At 39.5% G+C, this 17,357-nt stretch carries 12 protein-coding genes; 9 read left to right on the forward strand and 3 right to left on the reverse strand.

The window, feature by feature from the left end:
- Window positions 1-41 precede the first annotated feature (41 nt).
- From NXG62_RS10330 to NXG62_RS10340, 3 genes are all read left to right on the forward strand, one after another.
- On the forward strand, window positions 42-1,814 hold the full coding sequence (locus tag NXG62_RS10330) for a sensor histidine kinase (protein WP_427112326.1): 1,773 nt from the start codon (window positions 42-44) through the stop codon (window positions 1,812-1,814).
- A complete protein-coding gene (locus tag NXG62_RS10335) occupies window positions 1,811-2,611 on the forward strand; it encodes a response regulator (RefSeq protein WP_427112327.1) in 801 nt (266 codons plus the stop codon). Before NXG62_RS10330 ends, NXG62_RS10335 begins: the two co-directional genes overlap by 4 nt.
- A gap of 232 nt (window positions 2,612-2,843) precedes the next feature.
- Complete coding sequence (locus NXG62_RS10340) at window positions 2,844-4,097, forward strand: aminotransferase class I/II-fold pyridoxal phosphate-dependent enzyme (protein WP_427112328.1); 1,254 nt, start codon at window positions 2,844-2,846, stop codon at window positions 4,095-4,097.
- Between the two features lie 199 nt (window positions 4,098-4,296).
- On the opposite strand, the gene ald is transcribed toward NXG62_RS10340, so the two are convergent.
- Complete coding sequence (gene ald, locus NXG62_RS10345) at window positions 4,297-5,412, reverse strand: alanine dehydrogenase (RefSeq protein WP_427112329.1); 1,116 nt, start codon at window positions 5,410-5,412, stop codon at window positions 4,297-4,299.
- Window positions 5,413-5,904: 492 nt separating this feature from the next.
- Here ald and gnd point away from each other — a divergent pair, with 492 nt between their 5' ends.
- Window positions 5,905-7,317, forward strand: a complete 1,413-nt coding sequence (gnd, locus tag NXG62_RS10350) for a decarboxylating NADP(+)-dependent phosphogluconate dehydrogenase (RefSeq protein WP_427112330.1) — start codon at window positions 5,905-5,907, stop codon at window positions 7,315-7,317.
- A gap of 70 nt (window positions 7,318-7,387) precedes the next feature.
- Here gnd and NXG62_RS10355 read toward each other — a convergent pair whose 3' ends face one another.
- Together NXG62_RS10355 and ilvD are read right to left on the reverse strand one after the other, a co-directional pair.
- Entirely contained in the window at window positions 7,388-8,251 is an 864-nt protein-coding gene (locus NXG62_RS10355; protein WP_427112331.1) for a MurR/RpiR family transcriptional regulator, read from the reverse strand.
- 16 nt (window positions 8,252-8,267) lie between these two features.
- Window positions 8,268-9,908 carry a dihydroxy-acid dehydratase gene (gene ilvD / locus NXG62_RS10360; RefSeq protein ID WP_427112332.1) on the reverse strand — a complete coding sequence of 547 codons (1,641 nt, stop codon included), beginning with the start codon at window positions 9,906-9,908 and terminating at the stop codon, window positions 8,268-8,270.
- A 538-nt stretch (window positions 9,909-10,446) separates the two neighbouring features.
- On the opposite strand from ilvD, the gene NXG62_RS10365 reads away from it, so the two are divergent.
- From NXG62_RS10365 to NXG62_RS10385, 5 genes are all read left to right on the forward strand, one after another.
- Window positions 10,447-11,997 carry a gluconokinase gene (locus NXG62_RS10365; RefSeq protein ID WP_427114276.1) on the forward strand — a complete coding sequence of 517 codons (1,551 nt, stop codon included), beginning with the start codon at window positions 10,447-10,449 and terminating at the stop codon, window positions 11,995-11,997.
- A gap of 53 nt (window positions 11,998-12,050) precedes the next feature.
- A complete protein-coding gene (locus tag NXG62_RS10370) occupies window positions 12,051-13,367 on the forward strand; it encodes a gluconate:H+ symporter (RefSeq protein WP_427112333.1) in 1,317 nt (438 codons plus the stop codon).
- A gap of 157 nt (window positions 13,368-13,524) precedes the next feature.
- Entirely contained in the window at window positions 13,525-15,051 is a 1,527-nt protein-coding gene (locus NXG62_RS10375; RefSeq protein WP_427112334.1) for an FGGY-family carbohydrate kinase, read from the forward strand.
- A gap of 40 nt (window positions 15,052-15,091) precedes the next feature.
- Window positions 15,092-16,159 (forward strand): 2-hydroxyacid dehydrogenase, encoded by a 1,068-nt coding sequence (locus NXG62_RS10380; protein WP_427112335.1) that lies wholly within the window; start codon window positions 15,092-15,094, stop codon window positions 16,157-16,159.
- A 36-nt stretch (window positions 16,160-16,195) separates the two neighbouring features.
- Window positions 16,196-17,293 (forward strand): zinc-dependent dehydrogenase, encoded by a 1,098-nt coding sequence (locus NXG62_RS10385; protein ID WP_427112336.1) that lies wholly within the window; start codon window positions 16,196-16,198, stop codon window positions 17,291-17,293.
- Window positions 17,294-17,357: the final 64 nt, after the last annotated feature.

Raw genomic sequence — 17,357 nt, forward strand, 5'->3', positions numbered from 1 at the left:
TATTGTATAATAAAAAAGGGAAAGGGTAGGGGGAATCCAACTTGGAAAATTATAAACCAAATAGATTTTTACTGTATATGTATATCTTATTGGGTGTTACTATTGTGACCCTCTTTATGTTTTTAAGGCCCATAGATACGGATGATACAAGTCATACTGTGAAAGCTATTTCTATGCAAGGATTTTATCAGCGAATGTCTTCCGATGCACCTATCCCATTTCAACAATTAAAAGATATTTCTATCGGACCGGATGATAATCAACTTATTCTTCGCGGACATGTAAAACAAGATATTCCTAAAGATAAAAAAATTATGATGTATATCACCCGTTTGCAAGTACATATTCAACTGAATGGGCAGGACATTTATCATGAAGAAGGAGATGATTATACTTGGTGGGATTCTTTTGATAGTCCTGGTATTACTCCAAAGGATGAATTAGTTATACATTTACAACGCGCAACGGATGGCAATTATCCCGAAGCCTTGACATTGTGGTTACGAAAATTCAGCAGTGGGGAAACCTACGCACTGCTGCTTCACCAACTGCAGCATAATGCTGCAAAAATTATTATCAGCAGTATGCTTTTGATTATTGGACTTGCTCTTTTGTTCAGTATGAGTGTTCTGCGGTTGTTTAAGATTGATATTTATGAACAATTTTTTTCTTGTGCCATGTTGCTTATATCCGGGGCTGTATGTACCTTTATTGATTATGAATATATTACCTTATTGTTTCCTTACCCAGGATTAATAAACATTATTGATTACTTATCGCAAATGTTGATTTGTGAGTTTCTTCTTATTTATTTATCAACATTTCTTAATAAAAAGTCGCATATTAAAACGGCTAACGTAATGATATTTTTATGGACATTGTGTATTGTTGGGTATTGTTTGTTTCAAAAAGGTCGGGGATCAGATGCTTTTTTATCTCCCGCATGGGCGATGTTGGTATTAGAAATGGTTTTTCTTATACGGGAATATAAAATGCATATGGAAAAACGCATTAAATATGTGGTTGTATCTGTGAGCGTGCTTACGAGCTGCACCATCGCGGAAATTGTACATTATTCATTTGTTCATTTTTATTGGATTTATGTATTTCAGGCAGGATTGTTGTTTTTTACGATAGTACAATGTATTATTGCCGGTGATTTTGTACGGGAAAAGATGCAGCAAGCTTCTTTAGTGCAGGAAATGCAGGGGGAATTGGCCCAAAGCCGTATTCGTGTCATGTTAAGTCAGATACAACCTCACTTTGTTTTTAATGTATTGAATGCTATTAGCGGACTTTGTTTGATTCACCCGGAAAAGGCCGATGATGCCATTATACAATTTTCTAATTACCTTAGAGCGAATATTAATTCCTTGCAAAGTCAGGGGCTGGTTAATTTTGAAGAAGAGATGAAACATATTCGATGCTACGTAGCCTTGGAACAGCTGCGTTTTGGGGATAAGATACACATGGTTTATAATATTGATGCTGCAAATTTTTCTTTGCCGGCGCTTACCTTGGAACCACTTGTTGAAAATGCTGTTAAGCATGGATTGAGGAGCAAATCTCAAGGTGGCACAGTTATGCTGAAAACAGCAGAAAATATGAAAGAAATATGCATTATAATTGAAGATGACGGAGTGGGTTTTGATTGGGAAGCACTGCAGAAAGATAGTCATGCGTCTATTGGAATTATGAATGTCCGCAGTCGTTTGGAATACATGCTTCAAGCCAAAATGACGATTACAAGCGTAATTGGAAGAGGCACAAAAGTTATGATACAAATACCTAAAAAAGGGGATGACCGGGTATGAACATTATATATGTAGATGATGAAGTAGCTGCTGTCGAAAAATTTGAATATATCATTCATACAATGGAAAAGGTTACAACATTGAAAACATTTACAGAAGCGTCTCCAGCACAAGAATATGCAGAACAGCATACGATAGATATTGCTTTTCTTGATATTGAGATGCCGGGAGTACGGGGACTGGAATTGGCGAAAATATTGCGAAAGATTAACAGCAACACAAAAATTGTGTTTTTGACGGCATATGATACCTTTGCATTAGATGCGTTTGATGCGGAAGCAGTTAGCTATATACTTAAGCCATATAATAAGGAATGTATCCGTCAAGCGATAGAAAAAGCGGAACAAATTATATACACACCGACGAAACAGGTGTGTATACGAACATTGCCTTTTTTTGATGTATATGTGAATCATAAACTTCTTTATTTTAACAGTGAAAAAGCGAAAGAACTTTTGGCAGTGCTTGTTGATGCGGATGGCGGCAGTGTAACGACAGAGCAAATTATAGGACATCTTTGGGCTGATCGTCCATATGATGCGGGAACACAGGCACTCTGCCGTGTGACATACAAACGATTGAGAGAAATATTGAATATGGCCGGAATTGGCTTTATTTTGGCTTCAGGCACGGCGCAGCGCTTTGTTCATTCCGAATTTTATGAAAGTGATTATAAACGTTTGTTAAAAGGAGACGAAGCAATGATTGCTATCTATGATGGGCGGTATATGGCACATTACTCTTGGGCAGAAGAAACCAATGCATGCATACAATCCTATATTAACAGCTTGAAATAAACAAAAATGACTGGCACCAGTAATGTGGAGTCAGTCATTTTTTGTTAGATATGTTGAAAAAAAGAATACATTTTTCTGAAAATATTTGTTTAGAAGTAAAAAGTTACGGAAAAGTTACGGTCCCTATAGTATACTAGTTACACATTATATAAATGTATATTTAAAAATTGTCGTTTTTATTTATATAATTAAAGAAAATAAACGGGCTTGTCATAGGCGGAGGAATCAATCAATGGTAATGAAGCAGCAACCAAATCAATCAAGTAGTTTACGGGATATATGGGGATTTTCTTATTTTTTGGATACGCTTTGTAAAGATGGATTTTATCATGAAGTAACAACAACAACAAAACCTGTAGGTCCTACCGTTACCTACCATGATAAAAAATACATTAATTTTGCCAGTATTAATGTGTTAAATACACATCAAGAACCTGATGTAATGAAACATTTTTTACAGGCGGCAAAAAAATATGGTCTGGTCACGGGGGGATCACGAGTTACCCAGGGAGTCAGCAGTGCCCATAAAGAAATGGAAGAAGAATTAACCCGGATTACGGGAAAAGAACGCTCCTTATCCTTTGCCAGCGGATTATTAGCTAATATTGGTTTTATTAATGCGATGACATGTAAATTTGACTTTAGTTCTACTTGTGGTATCAATAACAGTGATGCTGTATTTGTTCTTGATAGAGATTGCCACTGGAGTTTATGGAAAGCAGCATCACACTTGGAGTTTGGTAAACAGCTGTTTCCATTTCGGCATAATGATTCGAAACATTTGGAAAATGTATTAAAACGTTTGTCTAAGACACATAAAAAGATTGTCGTTGTTTTCGAAAGCATTTATTCTGCTGATGGATCTATTGCCCCTATGAAGGAAATTTTAGATGCTTGCGAAAAGTATGGTGCGATCAGCTATGTGGATAATGCAAATGGTTTTATGTTTTATGGTCCGGAGCAACGCTTGTTTTCAGAAGAATTCAAACAAATGAACAGAGCTACGTTTGTCATGGTGTCTTTTTCTAAGGCGGTGGGTATGGAAGGGGGAGCAATTTCCGGCCCTAAAGACATGATTACCATGTTCGAGCTATTATCGGGAACATCTTTGTTTACTGCTGCTATTCAACCACCGACTGCCAGCACTATTACCTATATTTTGCGCAAATTAGAGAAACATCCGGAAATTATGGATCAATATTTGGAACGTTCGTTAAAATTACGTCAAGTTTTGGAAGAAAAGAATTTTCGTCTCAACGATACGCCGTCTTATATTATTTCTGTCATTATAGGAAATGACAAAAAAGCGGTTAAAGTATATGAAGCTTGTCTGGAAAATAATATTATGGTCGGTATGTTTCGGTATCCTGCCGTTAAGCCGGGACATGCACTTATTCGTATTATGATGAATGCAGGGCATACCGATGAACAACTTCAATGTCTTATTTCTTTTCTTGAAAAAATGAGAGATACATATAAATTTTAGGTAGTTCAGCGGACTGCATTTTTAGCTTTTCTTTGTTGCAGTTGCTTTTACTATAGGATACGGCACAATCTTTGAGCATCCTCGCTAACCATGATTGTGCCGTATTTTTTAGTCACGTATAAAAATATAATTGGTGACAATATATAGCATAAAAGGCTCTCGGATTTTCGAGAGCCTTTTAATTTCAGATTAATTGTAATTAACCTAGTATTTCAGATAAGGGGGTATATGGTAAATTTCGTGCTTGTGCAACTGCTTTACATGTGATTTTTCCATTGGCGGTATTTAAGCCCTGAGCAAGTCCCAGATCTTCCTGCAGTGCTTGTTTCCAGCCTTTGTTGGCAATTCTCAAAGCATAAGGAAGTGTAGAATTTGCTAAAGCTATTGTCGAAGTCATGGGAACCGCACCAGGAATATTCGCTACTGCATAATGAATTACGCCATATTTTATATATATAGGATCTGTATGGGTCGTTACGTGATCAATGGTTTCTACGCCGCCGCCTTGGTCAATGGCAACATCAACAATAACGGAACCTTTTTTCATTTCCTTGACCATATATTCTTTTATTACTTTAGGAGCCATTGCTCCCGGAATGAGTACACAGCTGATGAGCAGGTCTGCTTTTTTTGCCCACACGGCAGCTTCAAAGGAATTAGACGCAATAGTTTCTACGCGCCCGTTAAATAGGTCATCAATATAAGAAAGCCGTTCAGGATTCATGTCGAGGACTGCAACCTTGGCGCCAAGTCCTACCGCCATTTTTGCGGCATTTAAGCCGACAGTACCGCCGCCGATGATAACTACTTGGGCAGGCTCTACACCGGGAACTCCGCCTAAAACCATACCTTTTCCGCCATATTGTTTTTCTAAATAGTGTGCACCGATTTGCACACTCATGCGACCGGCTACGCGGCTCATAGGAGATAGCAGCGGTAAAGAGTTGTTTGCATCTCGTACCGTTTCAAATGCGATTCCTATAACTTTATTGCGAAGCAGTGCGGCGGTTAATTCTGGTTCGGGAGCCAAGTGCAGATAGGTAAAGAGAATTTGTCCTTTATGAAACATATCATATTCTGAGGATAACGGTTCTTTTACCTTAATAATCATATCAGAGTTGTCAAAAACTTCTTTTTTAGTTAATATTTGGGCACCTACGGAGTTGTACTCCTCATCACTGAAATTGCTTCCCTTACCCGCATCACTTTCTACTAAAACGGTGTGTCCTGCTTCTTTTAAAGCATGGCATCCTGCCGGTGTTAAACCTACCCGGAATTCATGATCCTTGATTTCTTTTACGGTTCCGATAATCATAATACATACCTCCTTAAAATAACTAAAAATACCAAATAATGTATACATCAATGTATTAAAAATTAGTATAATTACATAATTAATAAATTCTAAAAAGTAATTATACTAATTACTTTTAGTAATGTGTTAATTTAATTATACTAAGACAATACATCATTTGCAATATAGAAGCGGATTAAATTTTTAATATAAATATTAAAAAAATTACGAATATATAGTTAAATTCAATAAAAATTAAATGTCGAGATAAAGAATATAAGGTAGTACTTGGTTTGTACGTTAGCAGATATTTTCTGAATTTATAAAAGCTTGGACAAAACCATTTAATAAACAACACAGTGTAGCCATGAGCGGTAAGTAGAGATATACACCCGCTTACATAAAAGTAGATAAGGGAAAAATATATATTCTACTCGTTTTGCTGTCAAATAGAAATGAATATGGTATGATGAAAGAGTAAAGTTAGTATTTTATGATGTAAGGAGCATATATATGGAAAGAATGGATATCGGCATTGTTGGATTATCGGTTATGGGAAGCAATTTAGCGCTGAATATGGCAGATCATGGATTTTTTGTTGCGGGGTATGATTTTGAATCGTCATTTACAAGGCGATTTATCACGGACAGACCGCATTCCGGAGTGCAGGGATTTTATGATTTGCAGAATTTTTTACATTCGTTAACGAAACCGCGCCGCGTGTTTTTAATGATTAAGGCAGGAGAACCGGTGGATACCGTAATTAAGCAAATCATTCCTTATTTGAGTGAAGGCGATATTATTATGGATGGCGGCAATTCGTTTTTTGAAGATACACAGCGGCGGTTTACGTATTTATCCAAAAGAGGAATCCATTATTTTGGTATTGGTGTTTCCGGCGGTGAAAAAGGAGCACGCAGTGGGCCGGCACTGATGCCTGGTGGCAACATTGATGTCTATGAAAATATTCGACCTGTTTTTGAAGCAATTGCCGCTAAAATAGAGGGGCAGCCATGCTGTTCTTTTATCGGAAGCGATGGAGCCGGTCATTATGTAAAAATGGTTCATAATGGTATTGAATATGCGGATATGCAATTGATATCAGAAGCGTATCGCTTGTTGAAATATATAGGCGGATATACGGACCAGGAAATTTCACAGATTTTTTTCCGGTGGAATCAAGGAGAACTAAATAGTTATTTAGTAGAAATTACTGCGAATATTCTGGCAGAATGTGATGCTGACGGGACTCCTTTAGTAGAGCGAATACTTGATTGCGCAGGACAAAAGGGAACGGGCCGTTGGACGAGTATTGAAGCATTACGGCAGGGCGTCGATGTCTCGATTATTACTACCGCCTGCAATGTACGCGTACTATCGAATTTGATAACAGATCGCAGCAAAGCGGCAGAGCTGATTGAGCATCCAATCCGGAAGCATTGTGTAAATAAAAATTTTGTGGAACAAGTACGAAGAAGTTTATATACTGCAAAAATTGTGGCTTATGCACAAGGATTTTCGTTATATCGCTCGGCATCCATTCACTATGGATGGCATTTGAATTTTTGCAAAATTGCGTCTATTTTTCGTGGTGGATGTATTATTCGGGCACGATTTCTCAATAGAATTATGACGGCGTATGAAAGAAATCCCGAGTTAAGCAACCTTTTGTTTGATGAGTTTTTTTATGGAAAAATAAACGAAAATCAAGAAAGTTTGCGGGATATCATCTGTTTAGCAGTACAAAATGGAGTAGCTATACCTGCTTTTTCCAGCGCATTGCAATATGTTGATGGATATTGCGGGGGTATGATAGGTGCTAACCTTATACAAGCTCAAAGAGATTATTTCGGGGCACATACATATCAGCGGGTAGATAAAGAAGGCTCGTTTCATCATGAATGGAAAGAGTATTATAAAAAATAAAATAAAACAGCAGCGGCACTTCATTCGTGCCGCTGCTGTTTTATTTTATAAGTGAATAGGGTGTTCCTTATTATACACGCCTCTTTGCTATTTCCAGACGCATTTTGTTCATGTTTTTCGTAAATTTATCGGGATCCTTCATCATTAAGCCGGTATAAATAATATCCATCAGGGCTAAATGAACCAACCGGGAAGCTGTAGCTTCAGAACGATAGGTAACCTCTCTGCCAGCACCGCAGAGAATAATGTCGGCCAATTTACAAAGAGTGCTTGTTTTATAACTTGTCAGAACAATAATTTTAGCATGATTGGCTTTTGCTAACTTTGCGGCGGTAATGAGATCAAGATTAGAACCGGAATGGGATACGATAATTACCACGTCTTCAGAGGTTAACAATGTAGCTGAAGTTACCTGCATATGAAGATCGGAAAAGGCATGGACTGGTTTAGAATAACGCAGGAGATGATTTTCGATATCCTTGGCGACACCTGAAGATACGCCATATCCATATACGTCAATCTTATGTGCGTTATAAATCAAATCAATAGCTTTATTGACCGCCTCAGAATCGAGATCTTTTAAGGTATCTTGCAAGCTGTTGATTGTGTTATAAAATACTTTAGAGGCAATTTCCTGTACTGTATCATAGGTGTTGATATCTTGGCAAACGGATTCCAAAGGTGTAAAGATTTCTGAAGCTAAAGCAATTTTTAAATCCTGCAGACCATTGAAACCGGCTTTATGACAAAAACGAGAAACTGTGATTTCTGAACTGGCGGTACTCTCAGCAATTTCTGAAATGCTTTGGCGAATAGCTTCATGGGGATTTTCAGAAATATAATCCGCTATTTTTTGCTGAGATTTTGTAAAATAAGGATAGTTGGATAACAGGAGAAGTAAGCAATTTGCTGGTGGCTGCTTGGAATTTGCCATATGATTACGTCCTTTCTTAGAATTTTTTACGTACCGCGCCTTTTGAAGCGTCTTCTGATATTTTTCTGTACAAATGCAGAAAATTACTATTTACATCTTTGACTACCGGGTGGAATTTCGTGCGGCGTTTTGCTGCGGTGTCTTCAGAGACGCACCATTCTAATTTTCGTTGGGGAATATTGATTTTAATGATATCGCCATTTTGAACAAGCCCAATGGGACCGCCTGCATAGGCTTCCGGAGATAGATATCCTACAGATATTCCGGCAGAAGCCCCGGAAAAGCGGCCATCTGTAATAATAGCAACGCCGGGAATACCTGCTAAGATTTCTGTGGCGCGATGCATTTCTCTCATTCCGGGGCCGCCGGAAGGTCCTTCATATCGAATAATAACGGCAGTTCCATCCGGAATTTGATGTGTATAAGCTGCATCAGTACAATCTTCTTCAGAATTAAATACCATGGCGGGTCCTTCAAATATCCATTGGTCTTCTGGGATTGCAGAACATTTTACAACACTGCCCTTCGGTGCCAAGTTACCATACAGCACGGCGATACCGCCTTCTCTTTCAAAAGGATCGGTTATCGGCCGTATGATTTCACCATCTGCTGGTTTTGCATCGGCAATATTTTCTCCGATTGTATGGCCATTTACGGTCAGGCAATCTGTATGAAGAATGGAACGCAACTCATTCATGACCGTTTTTAAACCGCCGACAGTATCTAAATCGCCGGTTGCATATATCTTGCTGTTTGGACAAATGCGTGTATTTAAAGGAGTATTGCGGCTGATGCGATCGAAATCGTCAAGGGAAATAGGGATACCGCATTCGGCGGCAACGGCCGGGATATGAAGCGTACTATTTAGAGAGCCGCCCATAGCTAATGTGACGGTAATAGCGTTTTCAAATGCTTCTTTGGTAAGAATGTCGAGTGGTTTTATATCTTTTTTTACAAGATTTACAATAGTGCGGCCGGCCTCTGCTGTTAATTCTTTCTGTTCGTCACTTAACGCAAGTATGGTAGAGACATTAGGGAGTGTAAGGCCTAATGTCTCAGCTATTTCACACATGGTATTCGCTGTTCCAAAAAATGGGCAGACCCCGGCACCTGTATAATATTCAGCACTCACATCTAATAGTTTTTGCTCATCAATTTTACCGTGAATAAATTCCTGACGGGCAGCTTTGTTTTCTTTCGGCGTAATGTGATGTTTCATGGGACCGCCTGTAATCATGATAGTTGGAATGTTTATCCGGGCGGCAGCCATAAGCATGCCGGGAACGATTTTGTCACAAGAACCTAACATGACCATCCCATCGAAAATGCCGTGTCCTTTTACCATGGCTTCAATTGAATCCGCAATAAGTTCGCGACTAGCCAGTGAATATTTCATTCCGGCATGACCTTGAGCGATGCCATCACAAATGGCAATCGTATTGAATTCTAATGGTACGGCACCTGCTTCTGTGATGGATTGCTTGACTTGGTCAGCAAGAATACGCAGATGTACATGCCCTGTAACAATTTCATTCCAGGAGTTAACGATAGCAATGATCGGCTTGTCGAGTTTTTTTTGATCGACACCGCAAGAACCTAAATGAACTTTAGCAATAGCTTTTTGATAGGTTGGAAATGTACTGAAACGATTTGACATAAAGAAACCTCCTGTTTATGGTAAAAAAATAATAGATACGGCAATTATCGTCCGCGTATCTGAAATGAGTAAACAGAATGATTCATTTTTGCATGGGCTGGATAAATAACGATGATTTATTGTTATTATATGATACAAAACTATCTTTTTCAAGAGCTATATATTTTTTTTTGATGTAAAACTATCATTTATATAAAGTAAATATTTTATCTAAAATGTCCATATTAGGTATACTTTATTTGTCTATTAAACACATCAAAAATAGCTTTAATTAACCGCTTGCGAAAGATGCAATAAATGGCTGATTTTTTAATTTACTATGTACAAAAGGAATAATGATTATTTTTAAATGTTATTTACATATCAAAAAAATGAATGTATAATACGAATAAATGATAAGTAAATATCATTTTTTTACTGCGAAACGGATAGAAGATTCATCGGCTGGGTGAATCTGGGTAAAAGATGATGATGTATATAATGTTGGGAGAAATAAATTATGAATTTCGGATACAATCCGGAGAAAGAGAGGATTAGAATGGTACAAGACGCCTTATTGCAAGAGGTCTGGATTGGTGTCGATGTGGGAACGACGGGAGTACGCGCTATTGCGTATACTGCAGAGGGGATAAACGTAGCCTCTTCAGAAGCGTTCTATCCGCTGTTGACGCCGCATCCCAATTGGGCAGAAGAAAGCCCTCTGCAAATTTATGAAGCCATAGAAGCTGTTATACATAAAACGGTGGACGCACTTCATTATAAAAACTGCAAGCTTATTGGTGTGGCATTAAGTACCGTTATGCATAGCTTCGCCGGCTTGGATAAAGATCATGAACCCCTTATGGATCTGCAGACTTGGGCTGATAGCCGCAGTGCGGATATTGTACGGGAATTAAAAAAGGATGCTATACGTTGCCGAAATTTTTATGAACGAACGGGCTGTCCGATTCATGCTTGTTATCCTTTGGCAAAAATAGTATGGCTGAAGCAGAATCAACCGGAAATATTTGAGCGAATGAAATACGTAGGATCTTTAAAGGATTATATTTTTGAAAAACTGACGGGACAATGGGTTATTGATCACTCTGCTGCCAGTACCAGCGGTATGTATAATGAGAAAGAAATGGATTGGGATGATGAAATACTGCAATTTGCCGGTGTTTCAAGAGAAGCAATGCCGCCGGTTGTTTCTACGACGTATTCACATGCAGTAACCAATGCGGCGGCGAAACGAATGCATCTTCCCCAAGGACTGCCCATTGTTATTGGTGCAACTGACGGAGTTCTTGTAAACGTTGGCATTGGGGCTGTGGAACCAGGACAGCTCAGTGCCACTATTGGTACCAGCGGTGCACTACGTATGCTTACGGGTAAGCCGATGATAGACAGTAAGGGAATGCGTACGTGGTGTTATAATTTGGTGGATGATGTATGGGTTTCCGGAGGTGCCATTAACAATGGCGGGATGATTCTGCGCTGGGTCCGTGACAAAATTTGTCATTACAGCGGCGCACAAATGGAAAATCTTGACGTGGATCCGTATGATTTGATGACAATGAAGGCTTCCCATGTAGCTCCCGGTTCAGATGGACTTATTATGATGCCTGCTTTTACCGGAGAGCGTGCACCATATTGGAATTCCGAATTGCGGGGCATGCTTTTTGGGCTATCTTTAAACCATGGCCGTTCACATATTATTCGTGCCACGATGGAGGGTATTTGTTATAGCCTGAACAGTGTGATGGATGCTTTAAAAGATTTTGGAAATGTTAGAGATATCCGTGTCAGCGGAAGTTTTACAAAGTCTGATTTATGGCTTCAAATCCTTTCTGATATTTTAAATGAACAGCTTATTTTGCCGGATAACAGTGAGGGAGCGGCATTCGGTGCAGCTGTTTTAGGTTTTATTTCCAGCGGCAGGATGAAGAGTATTCGAGATACCAAAGATCTTGTTCATACAAAAAAAATATATATGCCCAATCCGGAAAATCGGAAAACGTATGAGGAATTGTATGCAATTTTTGGACGGTTATATAAGAATCTTCAGCAGGAATTTTCTGATATTACAGCATATCAAAATAACATATAATTAAGGGTTTCCTTATTATTTATTTTGTTTTTATTTAGAAGGAGGTTTTTATTATGCCACTAGTCATCTTAGCGGTAGGTATTCTGGTTTTATTTTTCCTCATAGTTAAAGTAAAGTTGAACAGTTTTTTGTCTTTGCTTCTCGTAGCAGGCCTCGTTGGATTTGCTGAAGGATTGCCGATTGGACAAATTGTTCCGGTCATTGAAAAAGGCTTAGGCGGCACACTTGGCGGCTTAGCAATTGTTGTTTCTTTTGGGGCAATACTGGGCAAGCTTATGGCTGAAAGCGGTGGAGCACAACGTATTGCGACGACGCTTATCAAAGTATTTGGACGCGAAAATATTAAGTGGGCCGTTTGCCTGACTGGATTTATTGTTGGGATTGCATTGTTTTATGAAATTGGTTTTGTTCTTTTGATCCCCCTTGTTTTTACTATTGCCGCAGCTGCAAAGATTCCTTTGTTGGAAGCAGGTATTCCAATGGCAGCAGCCCTTTCTGTTACACACGGATTTCTTCCTCCCCATCCGGGCCCGACGGCTATTTCTATTATCTATAATGCGGATATTGGATTGACACTTGTGTATGGTGCAATTATTGCTATTCCGACGGCGATTGTAGCCGGTCCGTTGTTTTATGGTACTGTTAAACATATTAAGACGGAAATTCCAGAAGGGTTATTTGAACCTAAGGTATTTACAGATGAAGAAATGCCTGGTTTCGGTATTAGTGTATTTACCGCATTGGTGCCTGTATTCTTAATGGCAGCAGCAGCTATTGCAAAAATGGAACTTGCAAAAGGAACGCCTGTTTTTGATGTACTTACCTTTTTGGGAACGCCGGACATTGCACTGACGATTTCAATTCTTATTGCATTCTATACATTTGGCATCGGACGCGGGAAATCGGTTGTCGACATTATGAAAATTGCACAGGACGGCATTGTGGCTATTGCTATGATTCTATTGATTGTCGGCGGCGGCGGCGCCTTGAAGCAAATTTTGATCGATAGCGGTGTTGGCAGCTATATTGGGACATTGGCAGCGGGATCCAATCTTTCTCCGTTATTGTTGGCATGGACTGTTGCTGCTGTTATTCGTATTGCTTGTGGCTCTGCAACTGTTGCAGCACTTACAGCAGGCGGTATTGCGGCTCCGGTCGTTGCGGTTACCGGGGTTAGCCCGGAATTGATGGTTTTAGCTACAGGAGCAGGTAGTCTTATTATCAGTCCGCCGAATGATCCGGGATTTTGGCTTTTTAAAGAATTTTTTGGACTTACTGTTAAAAATACGGTACGGACTTGGTGTGTATTGGAAACGATTATTTCCGTTATGGGCTTAGCCGGAGTTCTTATTATATCTATGTTTATATAGTGTATTTATAATGCTTGGTGCAGCGTATTCTAAAAAATGCGCTGCACCAGGAAATAAATCACTATTATTTTTTTGTTTTTTATGATTGATTTCATAAGAAAAACATATAGTAAAATCCGATTTTATATCTGAAATGAGAAAGGAGGAATACATGTTTATGGGATATTTATTAGGTATAGATGTAGGTTCTACAAATTATAAGGCAGTAGCTTGCGATTATAACGGACATTTTTTGGCAACAGCCAAACGTCCGGCGGATACGACCTATTTGGAACATGGCTGGGCTCAACTGGATCCACAAAAAATGTGGGAGGGTGTAGCTGCATGTATAAAAGAAGTCAGCCAAGCACTTCCGGGACAGATTTGTGACGGAATCGGCATAGCAACTAATGGGGAGGATATGTTCCTGGATGCTAACGGAAAAGCTGTACATCCGACGATACGCTGGTTTGATACAAGAACAGATAAAATTGCGAAGGCTTGGAAAAATTTTGGTGTAGAACAAGTATATAAAATTACCGGAATTAATCCCAATCCGGTGGCAGGTATTACTCGGATACAGTGGATAAAAAAACATCATCCTGAACTATTTGCTAAAATCCGCTGCTGGATACAGACACAAGGATTTGTTAGTTTAAAATTAACCGGCATAGCTCGGACAAGCTGGAATAATGCATGCCGGACGATGGCTTTTGATTTGCGTACACGTAATTGGTCTAAGGAAATTTTGGAGGAAGCCGGCATTCCGGAAGATATTTTGGCAGAGCCTATACGTCCTGGTGAATTAGTTGGGACGACTACGGAGGATGTTGCTGATATGATTGGTCTTCCGGCAGGTACCCCGGTATATGCCGGCGGTATTGATTATGCTTGCGGGACCTTTGCTACCGGCATTATAAAATCCGGGCAGATGCTGGACTCTACCGGAACTAGTGAGCAATTAGTATTTATTTCTGATGAACCGCAAAGTAGTCCCAAATATATCAATAAAAATTTTACATCTGTGTCGTATGTTGTCAATGATAAATATTATATGATGGGGCAGATTATTTCTTCCGGCGGAATTCTCGAATGGTTTAAGCGGGAATTTAAGGGGGCTTCTTTTGATGAACTTGTTGCAGAAGCCTCTAAACGGCCTATCGGTGCTAATGGGTGTATGATGCTGCCGTATTTTTCCGGGAGGTACACATTGGGCAGTGATGCGGCAGCCCGAGGTGCTTTTTTGGGCATTACAACAGCGACGACGCGCGGGGATTTCGTACGTGCGATTTTGGAAGGACTATGCTTTGAAATGTATAGTATTGTTCGCAATGTACAACGTATTTCTGATAAGGAAATTCAATCTATATATGCGATTGGCGGAGCAGCTAAAAGTGATTTTTGGATGCAATTAAAAGCAGATATTACAGGAATTCGAGTTAAAAGTAAAAGTGTTCCCGAGGCAGCGGCATTGGGAGCGGCTATGTTAGCTGGTATTGGCGCTGGAGTCTATAACAGTGCTGAAGATGCTGTGAAAAAAGTTGTATTTCCTGAAAAAGTATATGAGCCGAATAAAAAACGGCATAAAAAATATATGGATATTTATGAAAGATTGAATCAACAGATGTATCCTGCATTAAAATATTTTAATGATACGGTTACTGAAATGCAGTCTTCTCTTATTGAGTGGGATGATGAAGAATAAAAGACTGCAGTAAGTATTTACAATAAAAGGAGGAATATAAATGAAAACGTTAGTAATTGGGGATCCTTTATTATCTTCAGAAAAATTAAAAATTGCTGTTCATGAAATTATGGGTGAAGAAGTTGAGGTCTGCTGTGTTGACTGGAAACCAGCAAATGATGAAGAATTTTGGTATTTGCGTAGTATTGTTGAAAAAAATGGGCCGTCTGTAGGGAAGCCACCGCAGGAAATTTTTGATTATGTTGGAGAAGTCGATATGATTATTACACAACATACGCCTATCAATGAACAAATCATTGAAGCGGCAAAAAAATGTAAAGTCATTGGAGTGTGTCGTGCGGGGGTAGAAAATATTGACGTGGCAGCTGCAACGAAACATGGAATTCCCGTCTGCCGTACAATGGGACGTAATGCGAATGCTGTATCTGATTATACTGTGGCTCTTATGATTGCGGAAATGCGCAATATAGGACGCGGTCATGCTGCTTTAAAACAGGGCGAGTGGAAAAAGCAGTATTCCAATTATGAATTTGTTGGAGATATGTACGGAAAAACCGTTGGACTCGTCGGTTTTGGATACATCGGGCACTGTGTAGCGAAAAAACTTAAAGGGTTCGATGTAAATATTCTCGTTTATGATCCTTTTGTAAAAGCCGAAGAAATTGAAGCACAAGGTTGCAGACTGGTATCCTTGGAAGAACTTTGTAAAAAATCGGATTTTATTAGCATGCACGCTCGTCTTTCTGATGAAACTCGTGGTCTTATTGGGACGGCACAATTTGAGTTAATGAAACCTACGGCGTATATTATCAATACAGCTCGTGCCGGATTGATTGACGAACAAGCACTGATTTCCGCGCTGCAAGATAAAAAAATTGGTGGTGCTGCTATTGACGTATGGTGGGTAGAACCGCCAGCTAAAAACCATCCGTTTATGGCACTGGATAATGTGACGATTACACCGCATTTGGCGGGTTCTACTAAAGATGCATTTAATCGAACACCCTATCTGCTGCTGGAAGAAATTAAACGGACGGTTCAAGAAGGTAAGCCGCGCTGGATTGTGAATGCTAAAGATGTATCAGTGGAATTAAATGCATTGCAGTAAGAATTTATTCAACGTGTAAAGAAGGAGGATGTTGGGATGAAAGCAGCAGTATATAAAGGGATAGGCAATATAGTGGTTGAAGAGATAACTAAGCCATCTGCCGGTAAGGGCGAATTATTAGTACAAGTTAAGGCATGTGCTATTTGCGGAGGCGATATCCGAACATTCCGTCATGGTCATAATGCGATTCAGCCGCCTATTGTGCTGGGACATGAAATTGCAGGTGTTGTTGTAGAAGCCGGGGAAGAGGTAGATCGTTATAAAGTAGGAGATCGGGTTATTGTTGCACCGGGAATTGGCTGTGGTCATTGTGCTTTTTGTCTTTCCGGCCGCCAGCATCTTTGTTATACGAGGAAAACAATTGCGCATCATTATAATGGCGGTTTTGCTGAGTATGTTCTGGTTCCGGCTAATGCCGTAGCCGCAGGAAATGTTAATTTTATTCCCGGCGAAGTTGATTATCTGAGTGCATCGTTAGCGGAACCTTTAGCATGTGTTATTAATGGGCAAGAGGCAATCCATATACAGTTAGGTGATACGGTAGCGGTTATTGGCGCCGGCCCGATTGGAATTATGCATGCAGAATTAGCAAAGGCACAAGGAGCGGGAAAAATTTTTCTTATCAATCGCAGCAGCAAGCGATTGGAAACGGCAAGGGGACTTTTTTATGATGCCTATATAGATTCCAGCAAAGACGATGCAGTACAGGCTGTAAAAGACTTAACGGAAGGCATGGGAGCTAATATCGTTATCGTTACTGCAGGTAGTGCCACGGCACAAAATATGGGAATCCAAATGGCTAGCAAAGAGGGAAAAGTCTGCTTGTTTGCCGGATTGCCTAAAGACAATCCCATGTTAAATTTTGATGTGAATTTTATTCATTATCGCCAGATTGCTTTGTATGGTACTTTTTCTTCGGCACCGCGGCATAATGCGTTGGCCATTGAGATGATCCGCAGTGGAAAAATCAATGTGGATCAAATATTGACACATGTTGTAGCATTAGAAGATATTTGCTGCGGCATAGAATTGGTTGAAAATCGTGTTGGTTTGCGTGTGGCAGTAGTGCCGAACTTGACGGATATACAGGATGATCTTGCCCGTCATGACAAAATTATTATTGCTAAACCTTAATTGTTGATATAAGGACAAGGCGCTGTTATGGGGTAACAGCGTCTTGCTTGTATGTGTTGGAACT

Origin of the sequence: Megasphaera sueciensis, from assembly GCF_050219315.1 — a bacterium.
In the GTDB taxonomy this organism is placed as follows: Bacteria; Bacillota; Negativicutes; order Veillonellales; family Megasphaeraceae; genus Megasphaera_A; species Megasphaera_A sueciensis.

Coding starts and splice junctions, on each gene's coding strand:
- NXG62_RS10335 (WP_427112327.1), top strand. CDS start 1,811: ATGAACATTATATATGTAGATGATGAAGTAGCTGCTGTCGAAAAATTT.
- NXG62_RS10340 (WP_427112328.1), top strand. CDS start 2,844: ATGGTAATGAAGCAGCAACCAAATCAATCAAGTAGTTTACGGGATATA.
- ald (WP_427112329.1), bottom strand. CDS start 5,412: ATGATTATCGGAACCGTAAAAGAAATCAAGGATCATGAATTCCGGGTA.
- gnd (WP_427112330.1), top strand. CDS start 5,905: ATGGAAAGAATGGATATCGGCATTGTTGGATTATCGGTTATGGGAAGC.
- NXG62_RS10355 (WP_427112331.1), bottom strand. CDS start 8,251: ATGGCAAATTCCAAGCAGCCACCAGCAAATTGCTTACTTCTCCTGTTA.
- ilvD (WP_427112332.1), bottom strand. CDS start 9,908: ATGTCAAATCGTTTCAGTACATTTCCAACCTATCAAAAAGCTATTGCT.
- NXG62_RS10365 (WP_427114276.1), top strand. CDS start 10,447: ATGGTACAAGACGCCTTATTGCAAGAGGTCTGGATTGGTGTCGATGTG.
- NXG62_RS10370 (WP_427112333.1), top strand. CDS start 12,051: ATGCCACTAGTCATCTTAGCGGTAGGTATTCTGGTTTTATTTTTCCTC.
- NXG62_RS10375 (WP_427112334.1), top strand. CDS start 13,525: ATGGGATATTTATTAGGTATAGATGTAGGTTCTACAAATTATAAGGCA.
- NXG62_RS10380 (WP_427112335.1), top strand. CDS start 15,092: ATGAAAACGTTAGTAATTGGGGATCCTTTATTATCTTCAGAAAAATTA.
- NXG62_RS10385 (WP_427112336.1), top strand. CDS start 16,196: ATGAAAGCAGCAGTATATAAAGGGATAGGCAATATAGTGGTTGAAGAG.